The sequence below is a fragment of the Pseudomonas sp. JV449 genome (genome assembly GCF_032424295.1).
GTDB classification, from domain to species: Bacteria; Pseudomonadota; Gammaproteobacteria; order Pseudomonadales; family Pseudomonadaceae; genus Aquipseudomonas; species Aquipseudomonas marginalis.
This window is the reverse complement of the sequence record NZ_VYKD01000003.1, coordinates 46,108-65,433: the sequence shown is the minus strand read 5'-3', so window position 1 is coordinate 65,433 and position 19,326 is coordinate 46,108. Positions and strand designations below refer to the sequence as shown.

18 protein-coding genes are annotated in these 19,326 nt (G+C 62.1%); 4 read left to right on the top strand and 14 right to left on the bottom strand.

Translation table 11 applies throughout. The features are described from left to right. Positions 1-28: 28 nt before the first annotated feature. From F6S08_RS01745 to F6S08_RS01695, 11 genes are all read right to left on the bottom strand, one after another. Positions 29-880: a transporter substrate-binding domain-containing protein gene (locus F6S08_RS01745; RefSeq protein WP_315871199.1), complete on the bottom strand. Its 852-nt coding sequence runs from the start codon at positions 878-880 to the stop codon at positions 29-31. Further along, positions 877-1,653 carry an amino acid ABC transporter ATP-binding protein gene (locus tag F6S08_RS01740; RefSeq protein WP_315871198.1) on the bottom strand — a complete coding sequence of 259 codons (777 nt, stop codon included), beginning with the start codon at positions 1,651-1,653 and terminating at the stop codon, positions 877-879. Before F6S08_RS01740 ends, F6S08_RS01745 begins: the two co-directional genes overlap by 4 nt. Beyond that, positions 1,650-2,309: an amino acid ABC transporter permease gene (locus F6S08_RS01735; protein ID WP_315871197.1), complete on the bottom strand. Its 660-nt coding sequence runs from the start codon at positions 2,307-2,309 to the stop codon at positions 1,650-1,652. Before F6S08_RS01735 ends, F6S08_RS01740 begins: the two co-directional genes overlap by 4 nt. Further along, a complete protein-coding gene (locus tag F6S08_RS01730) occupies positions 2,290-2,955 on the bottom strand; it encodes an amino acid ABC transporter permease (protein ID WP_057725386.1) in 666 nt (221 codons plus the stop codon). The genes F6S08_RS01735 and F6S08_RS01730 overlap by 20 nt, the downstream gene beginning before the upstream one ends. Positions 2,956-3,538: 583 nt before the next feature. Further along, positions 3,539-4,321, bottom strand: a complete 783-nt coding sequence (locus F6S08_RS01725; protein WP_027607851.1) for a MetQ/NlpA family ABC transporter substrate-binding protein — start codon at positions 4,319-4,321, stop codon at positions 3,539-3,541. Positions 4,322-4,470: 149 nt separating this feature from the next. Next, positions 4,471-5,391, bottom strand: a complete 921-nt coding sequence (locus F6S08_RS01720) for a sigma 54-interacting transcriptional regulator (RefSeq protein ID WP_315871196.1) — start codon at positions 5,389-5,391, stop codon at positions 4,471-4,473. Positions 5,392-5,440: 49 nt separating this feature from the next. Continuing rightward, the gene (locus F6S08_RS01715) at positions 5,441-6,022 is read right to left on the bottom strand and encodes an alpha/beta hydrolase (RefSeq protein WP_016975008.1); all 582 of its coding nucleotides are present in this window, start codon (positions 6,020-6,022) and stop codon (positions 5,441-5,443) included. 329 nt (positions 6,023-6,351) lie between these two features. Beyond that, complete coding sequence (locus F6S08_RS01710; protein WP_010565408.1) at positions 6,352-6,753, bottom strand: ExbD/TolR family protein; 402 nt, start codon at positions 6,751-6,753, stop codon at positions 6,352-6,354. 1 nt (position 6,754) lies between these two features. Further along, positions 6,755-7,474: a MotA/TolQ/ExbB proton channel family protein gene (locus F6S08_RS01705; RefSeq protein ID WP_027607855.1), complete on the bottom strand. Its 720-nt coding sequence runs from the start codon at positions 7,472-7,474 to the stop codon at positions 6,755-6,757. Positions 7,475-7,528: 54 nt separating this feature from the next. Further along, the gene (locus tag F6S08_RS01700) at positions 7,529-8,344 is read right to left on the bottom strand and encodes an energy transducer TonB (RefSeq protein ID WP_012721645.1); all 816 of its coding nucleotides are present in this window, start codon (positions 8,342-8,344) and stop codon (positions 7,529-7,531) included. 224 nt (positions 8,345-8,568) lie between these two features. Next, positions 8,569-9,435, bottom strand: a complete 867-nt coding sequence (locus tag F6S08_RS01695) for a LysR family transcriptional regulator (RefSeq protein WP_315871195.1) — start codon at positions 9,433-9,435, stop codon at positions 8,569-8,571. 108 nt (positions 9,436-9,543) lie between these two features. Between F6S08_RS01695 and F6S08_RS01690 the strand changes: the two genes are divergently transcribed. Further along, complete coding sequence (locus F6S08_RS01690; protein ID WP_065926338.1) at positions 9,544-10,731, top strand: CynX/NimT family MFS transporter; 1,188 nt, start codon at positions 9,544-9,546, stop codon at positions 10,729-10,731. Here F6S08_RS01690 and F6S08_RS01685 read toward each other — a convergent pair. Next, on the bottom strand, positions 10,702-13,017 hold the full coding sequence (locus F6S08_RS01685) for a TonB-dependent receptor (RefSeq protein ID WP_065926337.1): 2,316 nt from the start codon (positions 13,015-13,017) through the stop codon (positions 10,702-10,704). The genes F6S08_RS01690 and F6S08_RS01685 overlap by 30 nt on opposite strands. A gap of 155 nt (positions 13,018-13,172) precedes the next feature. On the opposite strand from F6S08_RS01685, the gene F6S08_RS01680 reads away from it, so the two are divergent. Then, a complete protein-coding gene (locus F6S08_RS01680; RefSeq protein WP_065926336.1) occupies positions 13,173-14,117 on the top strand; it encodes a LysR family transcriptional regulator in 945 nt (314 codons plus the stop codon). Positions 14,118-14,217: 100 nt separating this feature from the next. Next, a complete protein-coding gene (locus tag F6S08_RS01675) occupies positions 14,218-15,825 on the top strand; it encodes an alkaline phosphatase family protein (protein WP_315871194.1) in 1,608 nt (535 codons plus the stop codon). Between the two features lie 244 nt (positions 15,826-16,069). On the opposite strand, the gene F6S08_RS01670 is transcribed toward F6S08_RS01675, so the two are convergent. Next, positions 16,070-16,975, bottom strand: coding sequence for a TauD/TfdA dioxygenase family protein (locus tag F6S08_RS01670; protein WP_065948532.1), 906 nt, complete (start codon positions 16,973-16,975; stop codon positions 16,070-16,072). 179 nt (positions 16,976-17,154) lie between these two features. Between F6S08_RS01670 and F6S08_RS01665 the strand changes: the two genes are divergently transcribed. Further along, entirely contained in the window at positions 17,155-18,075 is a 921-nt protein-coding gene (locus F6S08_RS01665; RefSeq protein ID WP_065926333.1) for a LysR family transcriptional regulator, read from the top strand. A gap of 53 nt (positions 18,076-18,128) precedes the next feature. Here F6S08_RS01665 and F6S08_RS01660 read toward each other — a convergent pair whose 3' ends face one another. Beyond that, positions 18,129-19,130 (bottom strand): ABC transporter substrate-binding protein, encoded by a 1,002-nt coding sequence (locus tag F6S08_RS01660; protein ID WP_065926332.1) that lies wholly within the window; start codon positions 19,128-19,130, stop codon positions 18,129-18,131. Positions 19,131-19,326 lie beyond the last annotated feature (196 nt).

Sequence of the window (19,326 nt, the reverse complement as noted above, 5' to 3'; positions counted from 1 at the left end):
CCACGGAGTGGGAACGATCAGCTAGGAATCAGCCCTGCCACTTCCCGCCTTCGACAATCACACTCTCAGGCTTGGTGTCATCGCTCAGTTCCTTGCGCACATATTGGTCATACAGCTTGAGCAGGAATTTCTCCTCACCCAGCTTCGCCAACTCGGCATTCACCCAGTCGCGCAGTTCGATATTGCCCTTCTTCACCGCCGGGGCAATCGGCGCTTCGTCACCGAGTTTCTCCTCCAGCACGCGGTAGCCCGGGTTCTGCTTGGCCCAGCTGAACAGCACCAGGTTGTCTTGCGCATAGGCATCGCCACGCCCGGCCGACAGCGCTTGCAGCGACTCGGAGTTTTTCTCGAACTTCAGCAGTTTCCAGTCCGGGTGGTTCTTGGTCAGCCAGATATCGGCAGTGGTGCCGGTGGTAACGATGGTGGTGCGGGTGGCCAGGTCATCCAGGCTTTTCACCGCGCTGTCCTGGGGCACCAACGCCTGCACCGCGACTTTCAGGTTGGGGTTGGTGAAGTCCACCGCCTCCTTGCGCTCGGGGGTCACGGTCATGTTGGCGAGGATCAGGTCGACCTTGTCGCTTTGCAGGAACGGAATACGGCTGGCCGGCTCGACGGCGACGAACTCGACCTTGCTCTCATCGCCCAACAGGTCCTTGGCGAATTGACGACCGATGTCGGTATCGAAGCCGACGTAGCGCCCGGCTTCGTTGACAAAGCCAAACGGTGGCTTGTCGGTGAATACGCCGACGATCAGCTTGTCCCGCGCCTTGATCTTGTCGAGGTAGCTCACGGCGGCAGCAGGTTTAGCAGGCTCTTCGGCCTTTTTATCGCAGCCGGCCAGTAGGGCGACAGCCAACAGTGGCAGCAGTAACTTTTTCATAGCAGCTCCAGTTCCTGGGTTTTCTTGGGCAGTGTTGAGACAAAGGAGAATTTCTCCAGGAACTGCTGCGCGCGTGCGGTTTGCGGGTTCGTAAAGAATTCTTCGGGGGTGTTGTGTTCGAGGATGCGACCGGCCTCCATAAACACCACGCGGTCGGCGACGGCGCGGGCGAAGGCCATTTCGTGGGTGACGATCAGCAGGGTCATGCCATCGCGGGCCAGGCCCTGGATCACCTCCAGCACTTCCTTGACCATCTCCGGGTCGAGGGCGGCGGTGACTTCGTCAAACAGCATGACCTGAGGGTTCATGCACAGCGAGCGGACGATGGCGATGCGTTGCTGCTGGCCGCCGGAGAGCTGGCGCGGGAAGGCGTCGCGCTTGTCCGCCAGGCCGACGCGCGCCAGCAGTTTCTCGGCCTGCTGGCGGGCTTCGCGCGGCTCGCGCTTTTGCACTTTCAGCGGGCCGAGCAGGATGTTGTCGAGCACACTCATGTGCGGGAACAGGTGGTAGCTCTGGAACACCATGCCTACGTCCTGGCGCACCTGGCGCCAGTCGGTGGTTTTATCCAACAACTCCTTGCCGGCAAACCGCAGGCTGCCGCTATGGGCCACTTCCAGGCCGTTGAGGCAGCGCAGCAAGGTGCTTTTGCCGCAGCCGCTGGGGCCGAGGATCACCACCACTTCGCCGCTTTGCACACTCAGGTCGATGCCCTTGAGCACCTGCTGGTCGCCGAAGAATTTGTTGAAACCCTGGAACTCGATCAATGCGCTCATGCTTGGGCCCCGCGCCGTTCCAGCACCTTGGAGGCGGCCGACAACGGGTAGCAGATAAAGAAGAAAAACAGGAACAGCGCGCCGTAGATCAACACCGACTCATAGGTGCGCTCGATGATTTGCTGGCCGACCTTGATCACGTCCACCACACCGATCAGCACCGCCAGGGAACTGGTCTTGATGATGCGCGTGTAGACGTTGATGGTCGGCGGCGTCATGCGCTTGAGGGCCTGGGGCAGCAACACGTAGCCGTACAACTGCGGGTCGGACAAGCCAATCGACAGGCCGGCTTCGCGCTGGCCGCGGGGCAGCGAATGCAACGCGCCGCGTACCACTTCGCCCACTTCGCTGGCGCCCCACAGCGACAACACCAGCACCGCGCACCAGAAGCTGGGGATGCTCAGGCCAAAGAAGATCGGCAGGCCAAAGAACAGCAGGTACAACCACACCAGCACCGGAATCGCCCGGAACAGCTCCAGGTAAACCCGCAGCACCGCGTTGACCAGCCTGTTGTTCAAGGTGCGCAGCACGCCATACAACACGCCGCCGACCGTACTGAAGGCGATGCTCAACAACGAAATCGACAGGGTCTGCGCAGCGCCCTTGCCCAGTTGCGGCAACGACACCCACAACAACTCAAGACCCGAACTGGCCATGCTGGAGCCTCCTTTCCAGGCGGCTGAGCAGCAACGACAGCGGCAAGAACAGCAGCACGCAAATCAGCGTCAGCACGGCGAGCATTTCGTAGGTTTTGTAGTAGAGGGCGATGTAGCTCTTGGTGGTGTAGAGAATCTCCGGCACCGCCACGGCAGAGACCACGGTGGTCTCCTTGAGCAGGAAGATGAAGTTGGCGAACAACGCCGGCAGGCTGAGGATGCCGGCCTGGGGCAGGATCACATGACGCAGCAGTTGCCAGTCCGACAGGCCGATGGACTTGCCCGACTCGATCTGCGCCAGCGGCACCGCTTCCACACCGGCGCGCAGTACTTCGGTGAGGTAGGCACCGCCGAGGAACGTCATGGTGATGATCGCCGCCCAGAACCCGGAGATATTCAAACCCAGCGCCGGCAAGGCGAAGTACACGAAGAACAGCTGGATCAGCAGCGGTGTATTGCGCGCCAGTTCCACATAGAGCGCCACCAGGCGCGACAGGTACGGCGTGCGAAACACCAGCAGTGCGGCGTTGATCAGCGCCACCAGCAACGAGGTGGCAATGGCGATCAGGCCCACTTGCAGCGTGACGCCCACGGCTTTCAGAAACGCCGGCAGGGTGCTGAGGATAAAAGCGAAATCGAAGGTCATTGTGAGTCCATGACACCGCAGGGGTAATGCGGCGAGCGTCGTCCGATCCGGCGTGGGTAACGCCGGGTAGCGCGAACTTTAAAGGTATAAAAAGTAAAATTTAAATACCGAAATAGCATATTGATATCACCCAAAAAGATAACCGACGGATTCGCGGGTTTTCCAGGTGACGGCTATGGTTGGGGGGTCTGTGTTTCGAGGGAATGAACAATGAACAAAGCGAAACCGATTGATCCGCAGGAGCTGGTGAAATGGTTGGTGGCGTTGCGCAGGGCGATCAATAGCCGAGATCTCTAAAACACCGTAGATCCAATGTGGGAGGGGGTTTGCCCTAATGCCAGTCAGTTAAGCGTACATCGCCTCCTGTAGGAGCGAGCTTGCTCGCGAAAAACGTCAACGATAACGCGTGCTTCCTGAATGAACGCGGCGCCTGTGAGTTTTTCGCGAGCAAGCTCGCTCCTACAAAAATCCTTCTGACAAGCCCCCTCCCACATTTTGATTGCATTCCAGATTCCACACATAAAAAACGCCGACGCTATGTGAGCCGCCGGCGTTGAAACCTTGAAGGGGGTTTTGGCTTACATCAGAACGCGGGCACGACTGCGCCGTTGTACTTCTTCTCGATGAAGGCTTTGACTTCCGGGCTGGTCAGGGCCTTGGACAGTTTCTGGATAGCGTCGCTGTCCTTGTTGTCCGGGCGCGCCACCAGGAAGTTCACGTACGGCGACTTGGCATCTTCGATGATCAGCGCGTCCTTGGCCGGGTTCAAGCCAGCTTCCAGGGCGTAGTTGGTGTTGATCAAGTCCAGGTCAACCTGGTCCAGCACCCGTGGCAGCAGGGCCGATTCCAGCTCCTTGAACTTCAGGTTCTTAGGATTGCTGGCAATATCTTTCGGCGTGGCCAGGGCGTTGGTCGGGTCTTTCAGGGTGATCACACCGGCTTTCTGCAGCAGCAACAGGGCGCGGCCGCTGTTGGAGCCTTCGTTCGGGATGGCCACGGTGGCGCCATCCTTGAGCTCGGAAATATTCTTGATCTTTTTCGAGTAACCGCCGAAGGGTTCAACGTGCACGCCAACCACGGTGACCAGGTTGGTGCCCTTGCCCTTGTTGAAGTTTTCCAGGTACGGCAGGGTCTGGAAGTAGTTGGCGTCCAGGCGCTTCTCGGCAACCTGTACGTTTGGCTGTACGTAGTCGGTGAAGACTTTGATTTCCAGATCCACGCCTTCTTTGGCGAGGGTTGGCTTGACCAGTTCAAGGATCTCGGCGTGCGGGATCGGGGTGGCGGCCACCACCAGTTTCTCGTTGGCCTGGGCGAAGCTTGCAGTCAGGGCAGCCGCCAATGCGGTAAACAACAGAACCTTTTTCATGCAGTGTCCTTATCGAAATTCCGGGGCGTCTCTGACGACCGTTTTTTATGTGGTGTGCCAGCGAAGTGCTATCGCGGCGTGGAATGGACAATACCTAGATTTTTTATTCCCGAACAATATCTTTTATTCACGTTGATATTCCATTTTGCTCATGTAGCGGCTTGTTCCTGTAAAAAGCTGCGCAAGGTTTCCCGCTCAGCCAGGCTGGCATTGGCGAAGATGCGCTGCACTTGGTCCAAGGGCGACCCCGCCACCGGCAGGTTCAGGTGTTCGGGCAGAATTTCGTCGCCGCTGCTCACCAACAAAGCGAAGTGGATGACGTTCTCCAGCTCGCGGGTATTACCCGGCCAGCTGTGGTGTTCGAGGACGCGCTGGGCCGCATCGCTGATCAGCGGCACCGGCAGGTCCAGGCGCTGGCTGTAGATACCGAGGAAGTACTCGGCCAACGACAGGATATCGCCCACCCGCTCACGCAATGCCGGCAGATCCAGCTGGCCTTCGCTCAGGTAATGGAACAGCCGCTCATGAAACTTGCCGGCGGCCACGGCCTGGGCCAGGTCGATGCTGGTGGCGGCCACCAGGCGCACGTCCACCGGGCTCGGCTGGTGAGCGCCCACGCGGGTGACTTCATGGTTTTCCAGGGCCGCCAGCAGTTTCACCTGGATCGGCAGCGGCAAGTCGCCGATCTCATCCAGATACAAAGTGCCGCCATTCGCCGAGCCAAACCACCCGGCCCGGCTGCTGGCCGCGCCACTGTGGGCGCCGGCGGCGTAGCCGAACAGTTCGGCGTCGGCGTAGGTTGGGCTGATGGCGCCGCAATTGACCGATACAAACAAACCGGAGCGGTCGCTGCCCCGGTGAATATGCCGCGCCAGCAATTCTTTACCGCTGCCGGTCTCGCCTCGAATCAATACAGGCAAGGCGCGCGGGGCGAGATTTTCCAGGTCTTCGCGCAGCTTGCGCGAGCGTGGGTCGACAAACACCAGCGCCTTGGCGCGGATGCTCAGCGGGCTTTTTTCGGCGTCGGGGAAGGTCAGCAGCGGCTGACCGAAGGTTTCATGCAGACTCATGGCAGGCTCCCGCCCCAAATCCACTCAGGGACGGGGCGTTGAAAAAATATCAGGCTGTGCGCCGGGCGTGATGCTCGAGGCGGCTTTGCAGGCGATACAGGTAGGCGAACCCCTGCTCCCAGCGCTGGTGACCGGACTTCACATTGATATGCCCGGCCCCCGACAGGATGCCGGCTTCGGCGCCCCAATTACGCGCCAGCTCCAGGGCCCGGGGGGCGCTGACGGCGCTGTCGTTATCGGAACTGACCACCTGGCTGGGAAACGGCAGCAGGTCGGTCGGGATCGGCGCAAAGTTGCGCAAGGCCGGCGAGCAGGCTGGCCGTTCAACATCCGCCGGAGCCACCAGCAAGGCCCCGCGCACCTGCCGCAGGAACTGCACGGGTGCGGTGGCAGCCCAATGGGCCACGGTGATGCAGCCCAGGCTATGGGCGATCAGAATTACCGGGGTGCTGTCGGCGGCAATCGCCTCGGCCAGCGCAGCCACCCAGTCCTCGCGGCGCGGCGTCAGCCAATCGGCCTGCTCCACCCGTGCGCTGTTGGGCAGGCTGTTCTGCCAGTGACTTTGCCAATGATCTTCTGGCGATCCTTGCCAGCCCGGCACGATCAGATAACGAATCGACTCGCTGTGCATGGGTGTGCCCTCCTGCAGCGTTTAACGTTGTAGGACAGTATAGGGACGAGGGTTATATTCGTTAAGGAATAAGAAGCTATTTATTAATAACCAAAAACTCAAACCTGCATGAGGTTCAAATGTGGGAGGGGGCTTGCTCCCGATGGCGGTGGGTCAGCTGACAAATAGGCCAACTGACACTCCGCCATCGGGAGCAAGCCCCCTCCCACATTCCACATTCCACATTCCACATTCCACATTGGGATTTGGCGGTGTGGCTTGAATTCCAGGCAAAAAAAAGGCCGCACCCTGCCAAGGAAACGGCCAAAAAATTGTCGAGGCTTTTGCAACTAACGTGCGGTAATCACCGACAGCTTGGTAATCCCCGCGCGCTCGATAGACGCCATGGCTCGCGCCACTTCGCCGTAGTTCACACCATCGTCAGCCTGCAGTTGCACCCGCACATCGGGGTCCTTGGCCTTGGCCGCCTGCAGGTTGAATTCCAGCAGGTCCGGCTGGATTTCGTCCTTGTTGATGAACAGTTTGCCGGCGCCGTCGATGCTCACCACCAGCGGGTCCTTCTGCTCCACCGGGGCTACGGCCTCGGTCTTGGGCAGGTTGATCGGGATCGCGTTGGTCAACAGCGGCGCGGTGACGATAAACACCACCAGCAGCACCAGCATCACGTCCACCAGGGGCGTGACGTTGATCTCGCTCAGTACCTCATCACTGTCTTGCGTGGAGAAGGCCATATCAGGACGCCTCCTTCACTTTTTGCGGGTTACCCGGCGCATGTTTAGTCAGGGCAGGATGCAGCAGCACACGGAAGGAGTTTTTCTGCGCCAGGCTGTAGAAGTCGTGGGCAAAGTCATCCAGGTCCGCCGCCGTGAGCTTCAGGCGACGCAGGAAGTAGTTGTAGACCAGCACCGCCGGCACCGCGACGGCGATCCCCACGCCAGTGGCAACCAGGGCGGCACCGATGGGGCCGGCCACGGTTTCAAGGCTGGCGGAGCCGGCGGCGCTGATGCCCTTGAGCGCTTCCATGATCCCCCACACGGTGCCGAACAGGCCGATAAACGGCGAGGTGCTGCCGATACTGGCGACCACGGCCAGGCCGGTTTCCAGGGACCGGCGCTCACGTACGATCTGCTGCCGCAGGGCACGCTCGAGGCGGTCCTGGTGGTTGATCGCCTGGCTCAGGTCGGCCGCGTGCGGCGCTTCCCCGACCTGGATCGCGGCGTAACCGGCCTGGGCCACACGGGCAGCGGCGCCGGGCTGGGTTTCGGCCAACTCGGCGGCCGAGTCGAGGCTCGACGCCGCCCAGAACTGTTTGTGGAACTTGCGATCCTGCGCTTTGAGGCGACCGAACTGCACGCCCTTGAGCAGGGCCAGGCCCCAGGTGGCGACCGAAAAGACCACCAGCAGCCAGATCACCGCGCTTTCGATGGATTCAAGTGGAGATGCTAATGCCATGATGTTTTCCCTCTGTACAAGTCGCGGCGTGTGCTGCACACCGCAGCGCAATAGTTAGTGAATCTTGAAGTCGATCGGTACGCTGACCCAGCCGTCCTGGGCCACATCGCCCTGCTTGGCCGGCACGAAGCTCCACCGCTTCACGGCGGTCAGTGCGGCGTCGTCGAGTTGCTGGCGACCGCTGCTTTTCTGGACCTGGATCTCGCCCGGCTTACCGCTGGCCAGTACATGCACCCGCAACAACACCGTGCCTTCCCAACCGCGACGCTGCGCCAGTGACGGGTACTCCGGCGCCGGGTTCTTGAGATACGCGGCGTTGGCCGAAGCCGGTGTCACCGGGGCTGGCGCGGGCGGAGCGGGCGCGGGTGCCGGTGGCGCCGGTTGCGGTGGCGTGGGCGCCTGCTCGACCGGTTTCGGTGCGGGCTTGGGCTCAGGCTTTGGCACCGGCTTGGGCTTAGGTTTTGGAATCGGCTTGGGCGGCGCCGGCTTGGCGGCCAACTCATCCACCACCGGCGGCGGCGGCTCGACAACAGGCGGTGGCGGTGGTGGCGGCACAGGCGGTGGCGGTTCCACCACGGGCGGTGCCGGCTGGGAAAATTCGATGGTCATCGGCGGAATTTCCGGCGGCACAATCGGCAGCACCGGCGTGGGTTTCTGGCTGACCCAATAAATCACTGCACCGTGCAGGGCCAACACCAACAAACCGAGCAGGATCCCTTCGCGGCGGCTGGAGAAGCGCTTCGGGGTTTGCTGCGTTCGCAATTGCCCCAACGGCGCGCGGTGCGGCCGGCCAAGGTCGACCAACTCACCACTCGGTGCCTGGCGCCATTGCGCCTCGGGTGCACTGGCGGCGGTCTGGACATTGCCCATTGATTGACTCCCTACGGTTTCGAAACAAAAAAACCGACGGGCCTGCGTGGAAGGCCGTCGAGGGCTGAATCATCGGGGCCAGACGCTTATCTCTTAAAGTAATCTTTGAAGTTATAGATAGATCAAATTTGAATAAAAGAATGCTCTGCAAACACCAAAGCCCCGGCCCACGTGGCCTGGCGCCGAGGTGGTTTTTTTTGATGCTTTTCAGGCATACAAAATATTCACTTAAGGCATGGCTCAACGGGGCTGTTTGCACACAAATCGAACAGCTCAGCCTGCAAGCACTGCCCCGCGGCACTCAGGCCATGACGGGCATACAACGCCAGACGTACGCCTTGCACCACGGGCAAACCGCTGTCCGGCCCCAGTTCCACATGCCCTGGCTGCACGACCCGTCGCGGCAACAGACTCACACCCAACCCCGCCGCCACCGCCGAACACACGCTGGCCAGGCTTGCGCTGGAATAACCGATGCGCCAGCGCCAGCCGCCCACTTCCAGGTGGTGCAACATTTCATTGCGGTACAGGCCGCCCACCGGGAATGCCACCAACGGCAGAGGGTCGCGCCCCAGGCACGGCGTGCTGCGGCTGTCTACCCAACACAGCGGCTCGGGCCACGAGGCCAGGCAGTCATCGCTGCTGCCCATCTGCTTGACCAGCAACACATCGAACTCGCCGCTGCGGTATTGACGCTGCAACTCGGGCCCCAGGCCGCTGGTGACCTCCAGGCGCACCCGTGGATAGGACAGCACAAATGCCGACAGCAACGGCATCAGGCGCTCGGCGGCAAAGTCTTCCGGTACCCCCAGGCGCAGCACGCCGTCGCTCTGTTGGTTGATCAACACATCGGTGGCTTCTTCATGCAGCGCGAGGATGCGTCGCGCATAGGCCAGCAAGCGTTCGCCCTCAGCGGTGGCGACCACGCGGCGCTGGTCGCGGTCCAGCAACTGGCACGCCACCGCCTCTTCCAGGCGGCGGATCTGCTGGCTCACGGTGGATTGGGTCAGGTGCAGGCGCTCGGCGGCGCGGGTGAAGTTGCCGCAGTCCACCACGGCGACAAAGCTGCGCAACAACACGGGATCGAACATCAGCGTCACCATTCTCTTTGCCACTGGTTGGCATGGTTATATTTAATTTCAGAATACCTTGGGTACTGACCATACTCACGCCTCATTTACCGACTGCAAGAGCGTTGCATGACCCTGAATAAATCCCTCGCCGGCTGGGGCCTGCTGGTGGTGCTCGGCCTGAACCTGCGGCCGATCCTCAGTTCCATCAGCCCGTTGCTCGGCGAGATCCGCCAGGCCACCGGCCTGAGCTTCCAGAGCAGCGCCTTGCTGACCAGCCTGCCAGTGGTGTGCATGGGGCTGGTGGCGCTGGTGGGCGTGCGCGTGGAAGCCCGCCTGGGTGAGCGACGTGGCATCGCCCTGGGCCTGATGATGATCCTGCTGGCGTGCCTGGCACGCTGGCTGATGGGCCAGGCGTCGGCGCTGCTGGTCACGGCGCTGCTCGGCGGCGCGGGTGTGGCGCTGATCCAGGCCTTGGTGCCGGCGATGATCAAGCGCGAATTCCGTCATCGCGTGCCGGTGGCGATGGGTGTGTACTCGGCCTCACTGATGGCCGGCGGCGGGCTCGCTGCGCTGCTCAGCCCGCTGGTGGCCACGCATTTCCAGGAATGGCAGGCGGGGTTGGGGGTGTGGCTGCTGCCGGCGTTGGGTGCCTTGCTGCTATGGGCCTGGCTGCCACTGGGCGCGGCCAGAAATCCACAGGTGGTGCCGGCCTTCAAGGACCTGCGCAATCGCCGCGCCTGGTTGCTGGCACTGTATTTCGGCCTGGTCAATTGCGGCTACATGAGCCTGGTGGCGTGGCTGCCGGCCTACTATCAGCAACTGGGTTGGGGCGTGCTGCCCAGCGGTTCGCTGCTGGCGTTCATGACCATCTTCCAGGTGATCGCCGCGCTGTTGATGCCGGTGCTGGCGCAGCGCGGTATCGACCGTCGGCCGCTGCTGGGCATCGCCCTGCTGGCCCAGACCGTGGGTTACCTCGGCCTGATCGTCGCGCCGCAGGAATATCCGCACCTCTGGGTGGCGTTGTGCGGCTTCGGCCTGGGCGCGTGTTTCGCCCTGAGCCTGCTGCTGACCCTCGACCACCATCGCGACCCACGCCAGGCCGGGCAACTGGCGGCCTTTGTGCAAGGCGTGGGCTTCTTGATCAATGCGGTGTCGCCGTGGCTGACCGGCTGGCTGCGCGGGCTGACCGGCAACTTTGTCAGCGCCTGGGTGGTGCTGACGGTCACGGCGGTGGCGATGCTGGCGGTGACGCGCGTGTTCAGCCCGGCCACCTATCGCACGGGGCTAGAAGTCATAGCGCCCGGTCACCCCTAGCGTGCGCGGCGTACCGAGCAGGCCTTCGTAGCCGCCGTTCCCCCCCGTCCACAGCGTGGTGTAGTAGGTCTTGTCGAAGGCGTTTTTCAGCCATAACGACACGTCCCACTGCCCCTGCTCATAGTTGCCGCGCAGGCCGGTGGACAGGTTGACCACGGCGTAGGCAGGAATCTGTCCATAGTCGGAGTCCTCCACCGTGCCCACGGCCTTGGAGCGGAAGGCATAGCTGGCGGTGACATAGGGTTCGAAGCCGTTATCCAGGTTCCACTTGTATTCGCCGTTGGCGTTGGCGATCCATTTCGAGGCCCCCACCACTTGGTGCCCACTCAGGTCGCAGGAGGCCGGCGCACCGGGGCGCAGACTGACTTCCGGCGGGCACGGCGCGTCCTTGTAAGACAGGTAGCTCACATCGTTGAACGAGCCGTTGAGGTTCAGCGTCAGGCCCTTGATCGGCACCAGGGTGCTTTCCACCTCGACACCCCGCGAGCGCACCGAACCGGCGTTGGTCAGGTACTGCACACGGTTGTCCTGGTCATAGGCATTGGTCTGGTAGCCGTTGACCTGGGTCCAGAACAGGTTGGCATTGAGCTGCAGCCGCCGGTCCCACAGCGTGCTTTTGAAACCCAGTTCGGCGTTGTTGGCGCGCTCGGTGCCGATCAACAGCGAGTCGGCCCCGGCCGTCGGTGCTGAGCCTACCGCCAGGTTGACCCCGCCGGACTTCTCGCCATGGGACAGCGTCGCGTAGCCCAGCAGGTTTTCGTTAAAGCGGTAGCTCAGGTTGAGCAAACCCGAGGGGCTGGTGCTGTATTGCGTGAGGTCGCCGGAGTCGTACGCCCCCGCGCGGCCACGTCGAGCCGTCGCGGCAGCACCGCTGACCGCCGCACCGCCAAGGGGAGCGTTGCGCGTGACCCAGGCACTTTTTTCTTCGTAGGTGCCGCGCAGGCCGGCGGTGAAATCCAGGCGCTCGGTGAGGTGCCAGGTGCCCTGGGCAAACAGTGCAAAACTGTCGGTGCGAATGTGCCCGTTGCCGACGCTGCTGACATTGGCCAGTGCGCCGGCCGGCGTGCCATTCCAGATATCGGCCTGAGGCCCGTAATAGCTGAAGGACTTGTTGTCCAGCGAGTTGCCGAAGTAGTAGGCACCGAGGACGTAATCGAAGAAACCGCCGGTAGGCGAAGCCAGCCGGAACTCCTGGGACCACTGCTTATCTTCCACCGACACCCCGGCGTTATACGACGCCGGCACGTTAAGGCCGTCGTCGTTACGCGGGGTGAAATTCCAGAAGCGATAGGAACTGACCGAGGTCAGGGTGAAATCGCTCGGCAACGTCCAGTTGGCCTCCAGCGACGTGCCGCCCTGGAACACGGTGACGTGCTGGTCGCTGTCCAGGTTGACCTTGCGGTGGGTGCCATCGACCAGGGTCGCGCCTGCGGCGTTGGCCCGCGACTGGTAGAGGTTGGTGCCGTTGATGGTCGGCCCGGTGCTGTACAGCACCCGGGTGCCGGCGCTGGAATCCTCTTCGTTGTAATCACCGATCCAGCGCAGGTTGAAGGTCTCGCTGGGCTTGTACAGCAGTTGCCCGCGAAAGCCCTGGCGCGAGCCGCCGTTAAGGTCATGGCCGTTGTATTCGTTCTTGATGTCGCCGTCGCTGCGGGTGCGATAGACCGAGAAACGCCCCGCCAGGTCATCGGTGAGCGGGCCGGAAATCGTGCCCTTGGTCTGGAAGTAGCCGTCCTCGCCCAGCGAGGTTTCAATGCTGCGCTCCGGGGTAAAACTCGGCGCGCGCGTGCTGATGTTGATCACCCCGGCGGTGGTGTTTTTGCCGAACAAGGTGCCTTGCGGGCCACGCAAGACTTCAAGCTGTTCGATGTCCATCAGGTCGAACACCGCCATGCCCGGCCGCCCCAGGTACACGTTGTCGATATACAGCCCTACGCTGCCCTCAAGGCCATCACTCGCCGGGTTGTTGCCCAGGCCACGAATCGACACGCTGGACTGGCGCGCATGCATATAAGCGACGTTGACGCTGGGCACCAGTTGCTGCAAATCCTGAATCCGATACACCCGTTGGCTCTCCAGGGCCTGGCCGCCGATCACGCTCATGGGCGTCGGCACTGCCTGGGCGCTTTCGGTGCGCCGCCGGGCGGTGACGGTGACCGTCTCCAACTCGCCGCCGGCGCTCTCGCCCTTGCTTACCGGCGCGGGCGTTTCGGCGGCCTGGGTCGGCGACCAACTGGAACTGCCGGCCACCAGAATGGCCAGGGGCAAGGACTTCAACAGACTCATAAGCGGCTCCGGAACCCGGAAATATCCATCGACAGATATTCCTTTAGGTTATTTATTTATGTTTTTACGAACATTTACTGCATAAGAGATAGCCTTTATAAGGAGTCGACCTAATGCATAGCCAATGCATTTCCCGGATATTTTTGATGTGAAAAATGCATATCGATTTGCGCCAGCTTCGTCACTTCATCGCCCTTGCCGAACAACGCAGTTTTGTCGCCGCCGCGTTGACGGTGAACCTGTCGCAATCGGCGTTCAGTCGCAGTATCCAGGCCCTGGAACACAGCGCCGGTTGCCAGCTGATTGACCGTGGCCGCAAAGACCTGGCGCCGACCAAACAAGGCCAGGTATTGCTGGAGCACGCTCGGCGCCTGGTCAGCGGCGCACAGCAACTGGCCAACGAGATCAGCCAGTTCAATGGCCTGGAGGCGGGGGAATTGCGTTTCGGCTGCGGCCCGGCACCGGCCAGCGGCTTGATCCCCCGCGCCATCGGCAGTTTTATCGGGCGCTACCCCAAGGCACGGGTGCAGTACCAGGTGGACGACTGGCAGAGCCTGAGCAAACGCCTGCTCAGTGAAGAGTTCGAGTTTTTCGTCGCCGACACCCGCCACTTCGAAGCCAACCCCGACTATCACACCCACCGCCTGCGCCCGCGCCGCTGGTATTTCTGCTGCCGCGCCGGCCACCCACTGGCCGGACGTGGCAGCGTAAGCGCCGCCGAGCTGATGAGTTACCCCCTGGCCGTGACCATCCGCCCGCCCAACCTGCGCAAGGTCATCGTCGACCTCAGCGGCCGGCCCGATTACCTGCCCAATGTCGAATGCGAGAACGGCTATAGCCTGATGGGCGTAGTGCTGCGCTCCGACGCCATCGGCATCGTCAGCGCCAACAGCGATGTGCTGCACATGGCCCGGGGCGAACTGGTGTGCTTGACGATCGAGGGCCTGGCGGAGGATCTGGAGGAGCGTTACACCCGCTACGGCGTCGTCAGCCGTGCAGGGTATCGCTTGTCGCCGCTGGCCGAAGCGATGATCGAGCAGATCAAGCAGATCGATGAGTTGGATGAAGAGGTGTGCGCGCTGGAGAACGTCGCCGTCTAGGCCATGCATCCACTGCATCAAAGCCAGTCCCCAAATGCACTTGCCAGCCCCCCACCCGAACGGCGAAAAACCTCACCTGTCCTCCGTCTGGTGAAGTCCCATGTCCCACCCCCAACCCGTGCGCAACGTGCTGTACATCATGTGCGACCAACTGCGCCGCGATTACCTGTCGTGCTACGGCCACGCCCACTTGCACACGCCGAACATCGATCGCCTGGCCGCCGCCGGTGTGCGCTTCAGCCGCGCCTATACCCAAGGCACCATCTGCGGGCCCTCGCGCATGTCGGCCTATACCGGGCGCTACGTCAGCAGCCACCAGGTGGCGTGGAACGCGGTGCCGTTGCCCCTGGAAGAACTGACCCTCGGCGACTACCTGCGTCCCCACGGCATCCGCACGGCACTGGTCGGCAAGACCCACGCCACACCCAATGTTGACGCCTTGCAACGCCTGAATATCGACCCTGACAGCGAGCAGGCCGAGCCATTGAACGAGGTTGGCTTCGAGGCGTACCTGCGTCACGACGGCATCTACCCCGACAGCCCGCTGTTCGATGAAAAACGCGAGTCCGCGCCCTACACCCATTACCTGCGCGAGCAGGGCTACAGCGGCACCAATCCGTGGCACGAATGGGCGAATGCGGCAGCAGGTGAAAACGGCGAAGTCCTCAGCGGTTGGCACATGCGCAATGCAGGCCTGCCTGCGCGCGTGGCCGAGGAACACTCGGAAACCGTCTACACCACCGACCGTGCGATCGACTTTATCCGTGAGCAGGCTGAACGACCGTGGTGCCTGCACCTGTCCTATATCAAGCCACACTGGCCCTACATCGCACCGGCGCCGTATCACGCACTGTATGGCGCCGAGCATATCCAGGCACCGATCCAGCCAGGGGAGACCAGCGATCACCCGGTGTACCAGGCGTTCCGACAGCACCAGGAAAGCCTGAATTTTTCCCGTGACGAGGTACGGCTCACGGTGATTCCCACCTACATGGGCTTGATCAAACAGGTCGACGACCAACTGGGACGCCTGTTCGATTTCCTGCAAGGCAATGGCCGTTGGGACGACACCCTGATCGTGTTCACCAGCGACCACGGTGACTTCCTCGGCGATCACTTCCTCGGCGAAAAAGAATTTTTGCTGGAACCTGCGGTGGGCATTCCGCTGATCGTGCGCGACCCACGCGCCGCCGCCGATACCCGCCGTGGCACGGTGGACGCGCATCTGGTGGAAACCATCGATGCGCTGCCGACCTTCCTCGACGCCCTGGGTTTGCCAGCGGCCGAGCATCGCCTGGAAGGCCGCTCACTGATCCCGCTGCTGCACGGCCAGGCAACCCGCTGGCGCCGCTACGCCATCGCCGAGTACGACTACGCCTTCCAGGCCCCGGCCCGCGAACGCCTGGCGCAACCCATCGACCGTTGCCGCATGACCATGGTGCGCAGCGAGCGCTGGAAATACCTGGCGTACGACGGCTTCCGCCCACAGCTGTTCGACCTGGAAAACGACCCGCAGGAACTGCACGACCTGGGCAACCACCCGGCCTATGCCGAAGTGCGCGAAACCCATTTGGGGTATCTGTTCGAATGGCTGCGCGGGCTGAAGCGACGCACCACCATCAGCCACGCAGAGATCGATCTGCGTGGCCAACGGTTTCGTTACGGTGAGCCGCAAGCGGAGAAAGTGGTGCAGATCGGCGTGTGGTAAACCACACATCGAATGTGGGGGGTCCCACTACCTCTTCGAAGTAGCGTTGTCGCGCAGCAAACGGGTACCTCTGTGGTGAGCGGGCTTGCCCCGCGTTGGGGTGCGCAGCAGCCCCAGAACCAGGCGCAGAGGAGTGCCTGATACACCGCATTCGTCTTCATCAGGGGCGCTTCGCACCCCAACGCGGGGCAAGCCCGCTCACCACAGGTACGGTGTTCGCCCTTAACTGACTGGCATTGTCAGCTCAGAGACCTTTGGTGGTCTGGCTGCGCTGCCCTTGCACGCCCACCGGCACATCGCCCTTGAGCGTCACCCGGCGCACGATGCGTTCCTGGGTGCCGTAGTCGTCCACGGCGTAATGCTGGGTGGCGCGATTGTCCCAGATCGCCACGTCGCCAGTGTTCCAGCGCCAGCGCACGGTGTTTTCCAGGCGGGTGACGTGGCTTTGCAGCAGGTTGAACAGCTGGGTCGAGTCAGCCTGGGAATAACCTTTCAGGCGCTTGACGAAGTGCCCCAGCAACAGGGTTTTCTCGCCACTGACCGGATGCACGCGCACCACCGGGTGCTCGGTTTCGTACACCGTCGAGGTGAACACCTTGCGGTATGCCTCAAGCCGCTCGGCCGACACATCCGGCTTGAGCGCGGCGTAGTCGTATTCGTTGCTGTGCACCGCCCACAAGTTATCCGCCAGGGCGCGCAGTTCGACGCTGAGGTCGTTGTAGGCGCTCGAGGTGTTGGCCCAGACCGTGTCGCCACCGGACTTGGGCGCCAGCACCGAACGCAGCACCGAGGCTTTCGGGTAGGCATCGACGAAGGTCACATCGGTGTGCCAGGAATTGGCGCGCTGCCCACGGGTACCGTCCAGTTCCATCAGGAAGCGCGTGCCGTCGCGCACCGGCACCGTCGGGTGGGCAATCGGCTCGCCGAGCAGATGGGCAAAGGCTTCCTGGCTCTGGTCATCGAGGTGAGTCTGCTCGCGAAAGAAGATCACCTTGTACTGCACCAGCGCCTGCTGGATGGCTTCGACCGTGGCGGCATCCAGATCGCCGGACAGTGTGATACCGCGAATCTCGGCGCCGATGCGGCCGGCGACCGGGTGAATATCCAGCGCCTGGGCGACGGGTTGAACAGCTAATGCGGCGTTGCTCATGGTGATGACCCTCTTGTGCCTGCTGATGGGGACGCTTTCCGACAACGCTCTATCCATATGCAATTTAGGTCTAGCAGATGAACGAATGCTTCATTGACGGAATAAGAGCTTGCATTTAAAACCTCTGCTCCCGTGGTCGCAAATGCCTTCGACCTATTTTTAAGATGCAGGGAAAGCATATGGATCTTCGCCAACTGCGCTACTTCATCGCCCTCAACGAACACCGCAGTTTCGTGCGTGCGGCAGACGCCATGGGCATCACCCAACCGGCGTTCAGCCGCAGCATCCAGGGGCTGGAACAGGAGTTCGGCTGCGTGCTGGTCGACCGTGGCCACAAGGACCTGCGCCCCACGCCGGAGGGCCAAGTGGTGCTGCAACATGCCTTGTCCCTGGTGCACGGCGCCGCCTTGCTGAGCAGTGAAGTGACGCGCATGACCAAGCTCGACGCCGGCGACCTGCGCTTCGGCTGCGGCCCGGCCCCGGCAGTGAAACTGGTGCCGGATGCGGTGGCGCGTTTTATCAGCGCCCACCCGAAAATCCGCACCAGTTTCCAGGTGGATAACTGGGAAAAACTCAGCCGTGCCCTGAGCCGTGAAGAGATCGAATTCTTTATCGCCGACATCCGCCAATTCGAAGCCGACCCGAATTTCCAGACCCGCGCGCTGACCCCCAAGCGCGGGGTATTTTTTTGCCGACCGGGGCACCCGTTGCTGGCCAAGGACAGCCTGTCGACCAACGACATGTTCGACTACCCGCTGGCGTCGCCGCTGATCTCACAGGGCATTCGCAAACTGTTGGCGAACCTGAGCGGGCGCATGGATTTTTCCCCGAGCATCCAGACCGAACATTTCCCGGCGCTGGTGAAGATCGTACTGCAGTCCAATGCCATCGGCGTGGGCACCGAGGAGGCATTCGCCGAAGACATCGCCCAGGGCACGCTGAAGCTGCTGCACTGGCGCAACCTGCCGCAGAACATGGAGACCATGAGCGCCCGCTGCGGGATTGTCAGCCGCACCGGTTCGCGGTTGTCGCCGGCGGCGAAGGCGATGATCGAGACGCTGGTGGAGGTGGACAGGCAGGAGGTGAGTGTGGCGGTTTGAAGGGCCTCATCGGGGGCAAGCCCCCGATGGCGATAGCCCAGGCACCACCCGACTCAAAGCCCCGCCGCCGACAGATTCGGCGCCACCCAGTCACTCACCTGGAACGACTTGCGAATCAGCTTCTCCTTGGAAGCCAGGTCCACCGAACCCTGCAATTTAGCCAGGAACACCGGGTCCAGGGTCGACGGGAAAATCTCGCTGAGGGTCTGGTCTTTCAAGTCATTGGTGAGGATCACCGGCGGGTAACTGGCCAGCCCGGACACCAGCGCTATGTAGGCTTGCTTGTTGTTGTCATCGGTCAACCATTGCACCGCCTGCTGCTGGGCCTTGAGCAGCTTGGCGACGGCGTCGGGGTGCTCGTCGACAAACTGCTTGCTGCCCACCAGCACCGCCTGGACGCTGCCGGCGCCACCGAGGTCCTTGGTGGTCAGCGGTATTTCAGCCAGCCCCTTGGCTTGCAATGCCGTCAGGTTCGAACCGCCCCAGGTGGCGTCGATCTGCTTGGCGGCCAACGCGGCATTGGCGGCGTTGTAGTCCAGGCTGATGACTTTGAGGTCCTTCTCACTCAAGCCCTGGCTGGCCAATGCACTGTCGAACGACAACTGGCTGGCCGTGCCACGGAACACCGCGACGCGCTTGCCCTTGAGGTCCTGCAAGGTCTTGATGCCAGAACCCGGTACCACGCCGAGGTACTGCTTGATGTCCCGCGCGGTAGCACTGAGCAAGCGCGTCTCCAGGCCATTGGAGCGGCCGATGATCGCCGCCAGGTCGCCCAGGTACGCCAGGTCCACCTGCCCGTTGGCGAAGGCTTCGTTGATCACAGGGCCGGCGCCCTTGAAGTAATTCCACTGGATCTTGATGCCTTGGTCGGCAAAGGCTTTTTCGAAGATCTGCTGCTCGCGCAGCACGTCCGTTATGCCCCCGCCGCTGTGCTGGCTGCCTGCGCTGAGGTCGGGCACGGCGATGCGAATTTCCTTGAGGTCGGCAGCCTGTACCAGGCCCGCCAGTGCGGTGCCTGCGACCAGGGTGATCAGACGTTTGAACGGCAGTTTCATAAGCGCAGCTCCTTGTGGGCGAGGGTCGCCTGGGGAGCAGAAAGTAGGCACAACCTGGTCAAAACTTTAAATACTATAAATTCACAATTTAATAGCTTTTAGGACTATGCGAAGGGAAACGCAGGCTCCAGAGGGCTATGCATGAATAGCATCGAAAATATTCTTCGAATGCATTGGATGCGTGCCGGAGCGAGGC

Excerpts from the sequence above, each read along its gene's own strand:
- F6S08_RS01730 (WP_057725386.1), bottom strand. The coding sequence starts at position 2,955 with ATGACCTTCGATTTCGCTTTTATCCTCAGCACCCTGCCGGCGTTTCTG.
- F6S08_RS01705 (WP_027607855.1), bottom strand. The coding sequence starts at position 7,474 with ATGGCATTAGCATCTCCACTTGAATCCATCGAAAGCGCGGTGATCTGG.
- F6S08_RS01660 (WP_065926332.1), bottom strand. The coding sequence starts at position 19,130 with ATGAAACTGCCGTTCAAACGTCTGATCACCCTGGTCGCAGGCACCGCA.
- F6S08_RS01720 (WP_315871196.1), bottom strand. The coding sequence starts at position 5,391 with ATGAGTCTGCATGAAACCTTCGGTCAGCCGCTGCTGACCTTCCCCGAC.
- F6S08_RS01745 (WP_315871199.1), bottom strand. The coding sequence starts at position 880 with ATGAAAAAGTTACTGCTGCCACTGTTGGCTGTCGCCCTACTGGCCGGC.
- F6S08_RS01675 (WP_315871194.1), top strand. The coding sequence starts at position 14,218 with ATGTCCCACCCCCAACCCGTGCGCAACGTGCTGTACATCATGTGCGAC.
- F6S08_RS01665 (WP_065926333.1), top strand. The coding sequence starts at position 17,155 with ATGGATCTTCGCCAACTGCGCTACTTCATCGCCCTCAACGAACACCGC.
- F6S08_RS01680 (WP_065926336.1), top strand. The coding sequence starts at position 13,173 with ATGCATATCGATTTGCGCCAGCTTCGTCACTTCATCGCCCTTGCCGAA.
- F6S08_RS01685 (WP_065926337.1), bottom strand. The coding sequence starts at position 13,017 with ATGAGTCTGTTGAAGTCCTTGCCCCTGGCCATTCTGGTGGCCGGCAGT.
- F6S08_RS01735 (WP_315871197.1), bottom strand. The coding sequence starts at position 2,309 with ATGGCCAGTTCGGGTCTTGAGTTGTTGTGGGTGTCGTTGCCGCAACTG.
- F6S08_RS01725 (WP_027607851.1), bottom strand. The coding sequence starts at position 4,321 with ATGAAAAAGGTTCTGTTGTTTACCGCATTGGCGGCTGCCCTGACTGCA.
- F6S08_RS01670 (WP_065948532.1), bottom strand. The coding sequence starts at position 16,975 with ATGAGCAACGCCGCATTAGCTGTTCAACCCGTCGCCCAGGCGCTGGAT.
- F6S08_RS01715 (WP_016975008.1), bottom strand. The coding sequence starts at position 6,022 with ATGCACAGCGAGTCGATTCGTTATCTGATCGTGCCGGGCTGGCAAGGA.
- F6S08_RS01695 (WP_315871195.1), bottom strand. The coding sequence starts at position 9,435 with ATGTTCGATCCCGTGTTGTTGCGCAGCTTTGTCGCCGTGGTGGACTGC.
- F6S08_RS01740 (WP_315871198.1), bottom strand. The coding sequence starts at position 1,653 with ATGAGCGCATTGATCGAGTTCCAGGGTTTCAACAAATTCTTCGGCGAC.
- F6S08_RS01690 (WP_065926338.1), top strand. The coding sequence starts at position 9,544 with ATGACCCTGAATAAATCCCTCGCCGGCTGGGGCCTGCTGGTGGTGCTC.
- F6S08_RS01700 (WP_012721645.1), bottom strand. The coding sequence starts at position 8,344 with ATGGGCAATGTCCAGACCGCCGCCAGTGCACCCGAGGCGCAATGGCGC.
- F6S08_RS01710 (WP_010565408.1), bottom strand. The coding sequence starts at position 6,753 with ATGGCCTTCTCCACGCAAGACAGTGATGAGGTACTGAGCGAGATCAAC.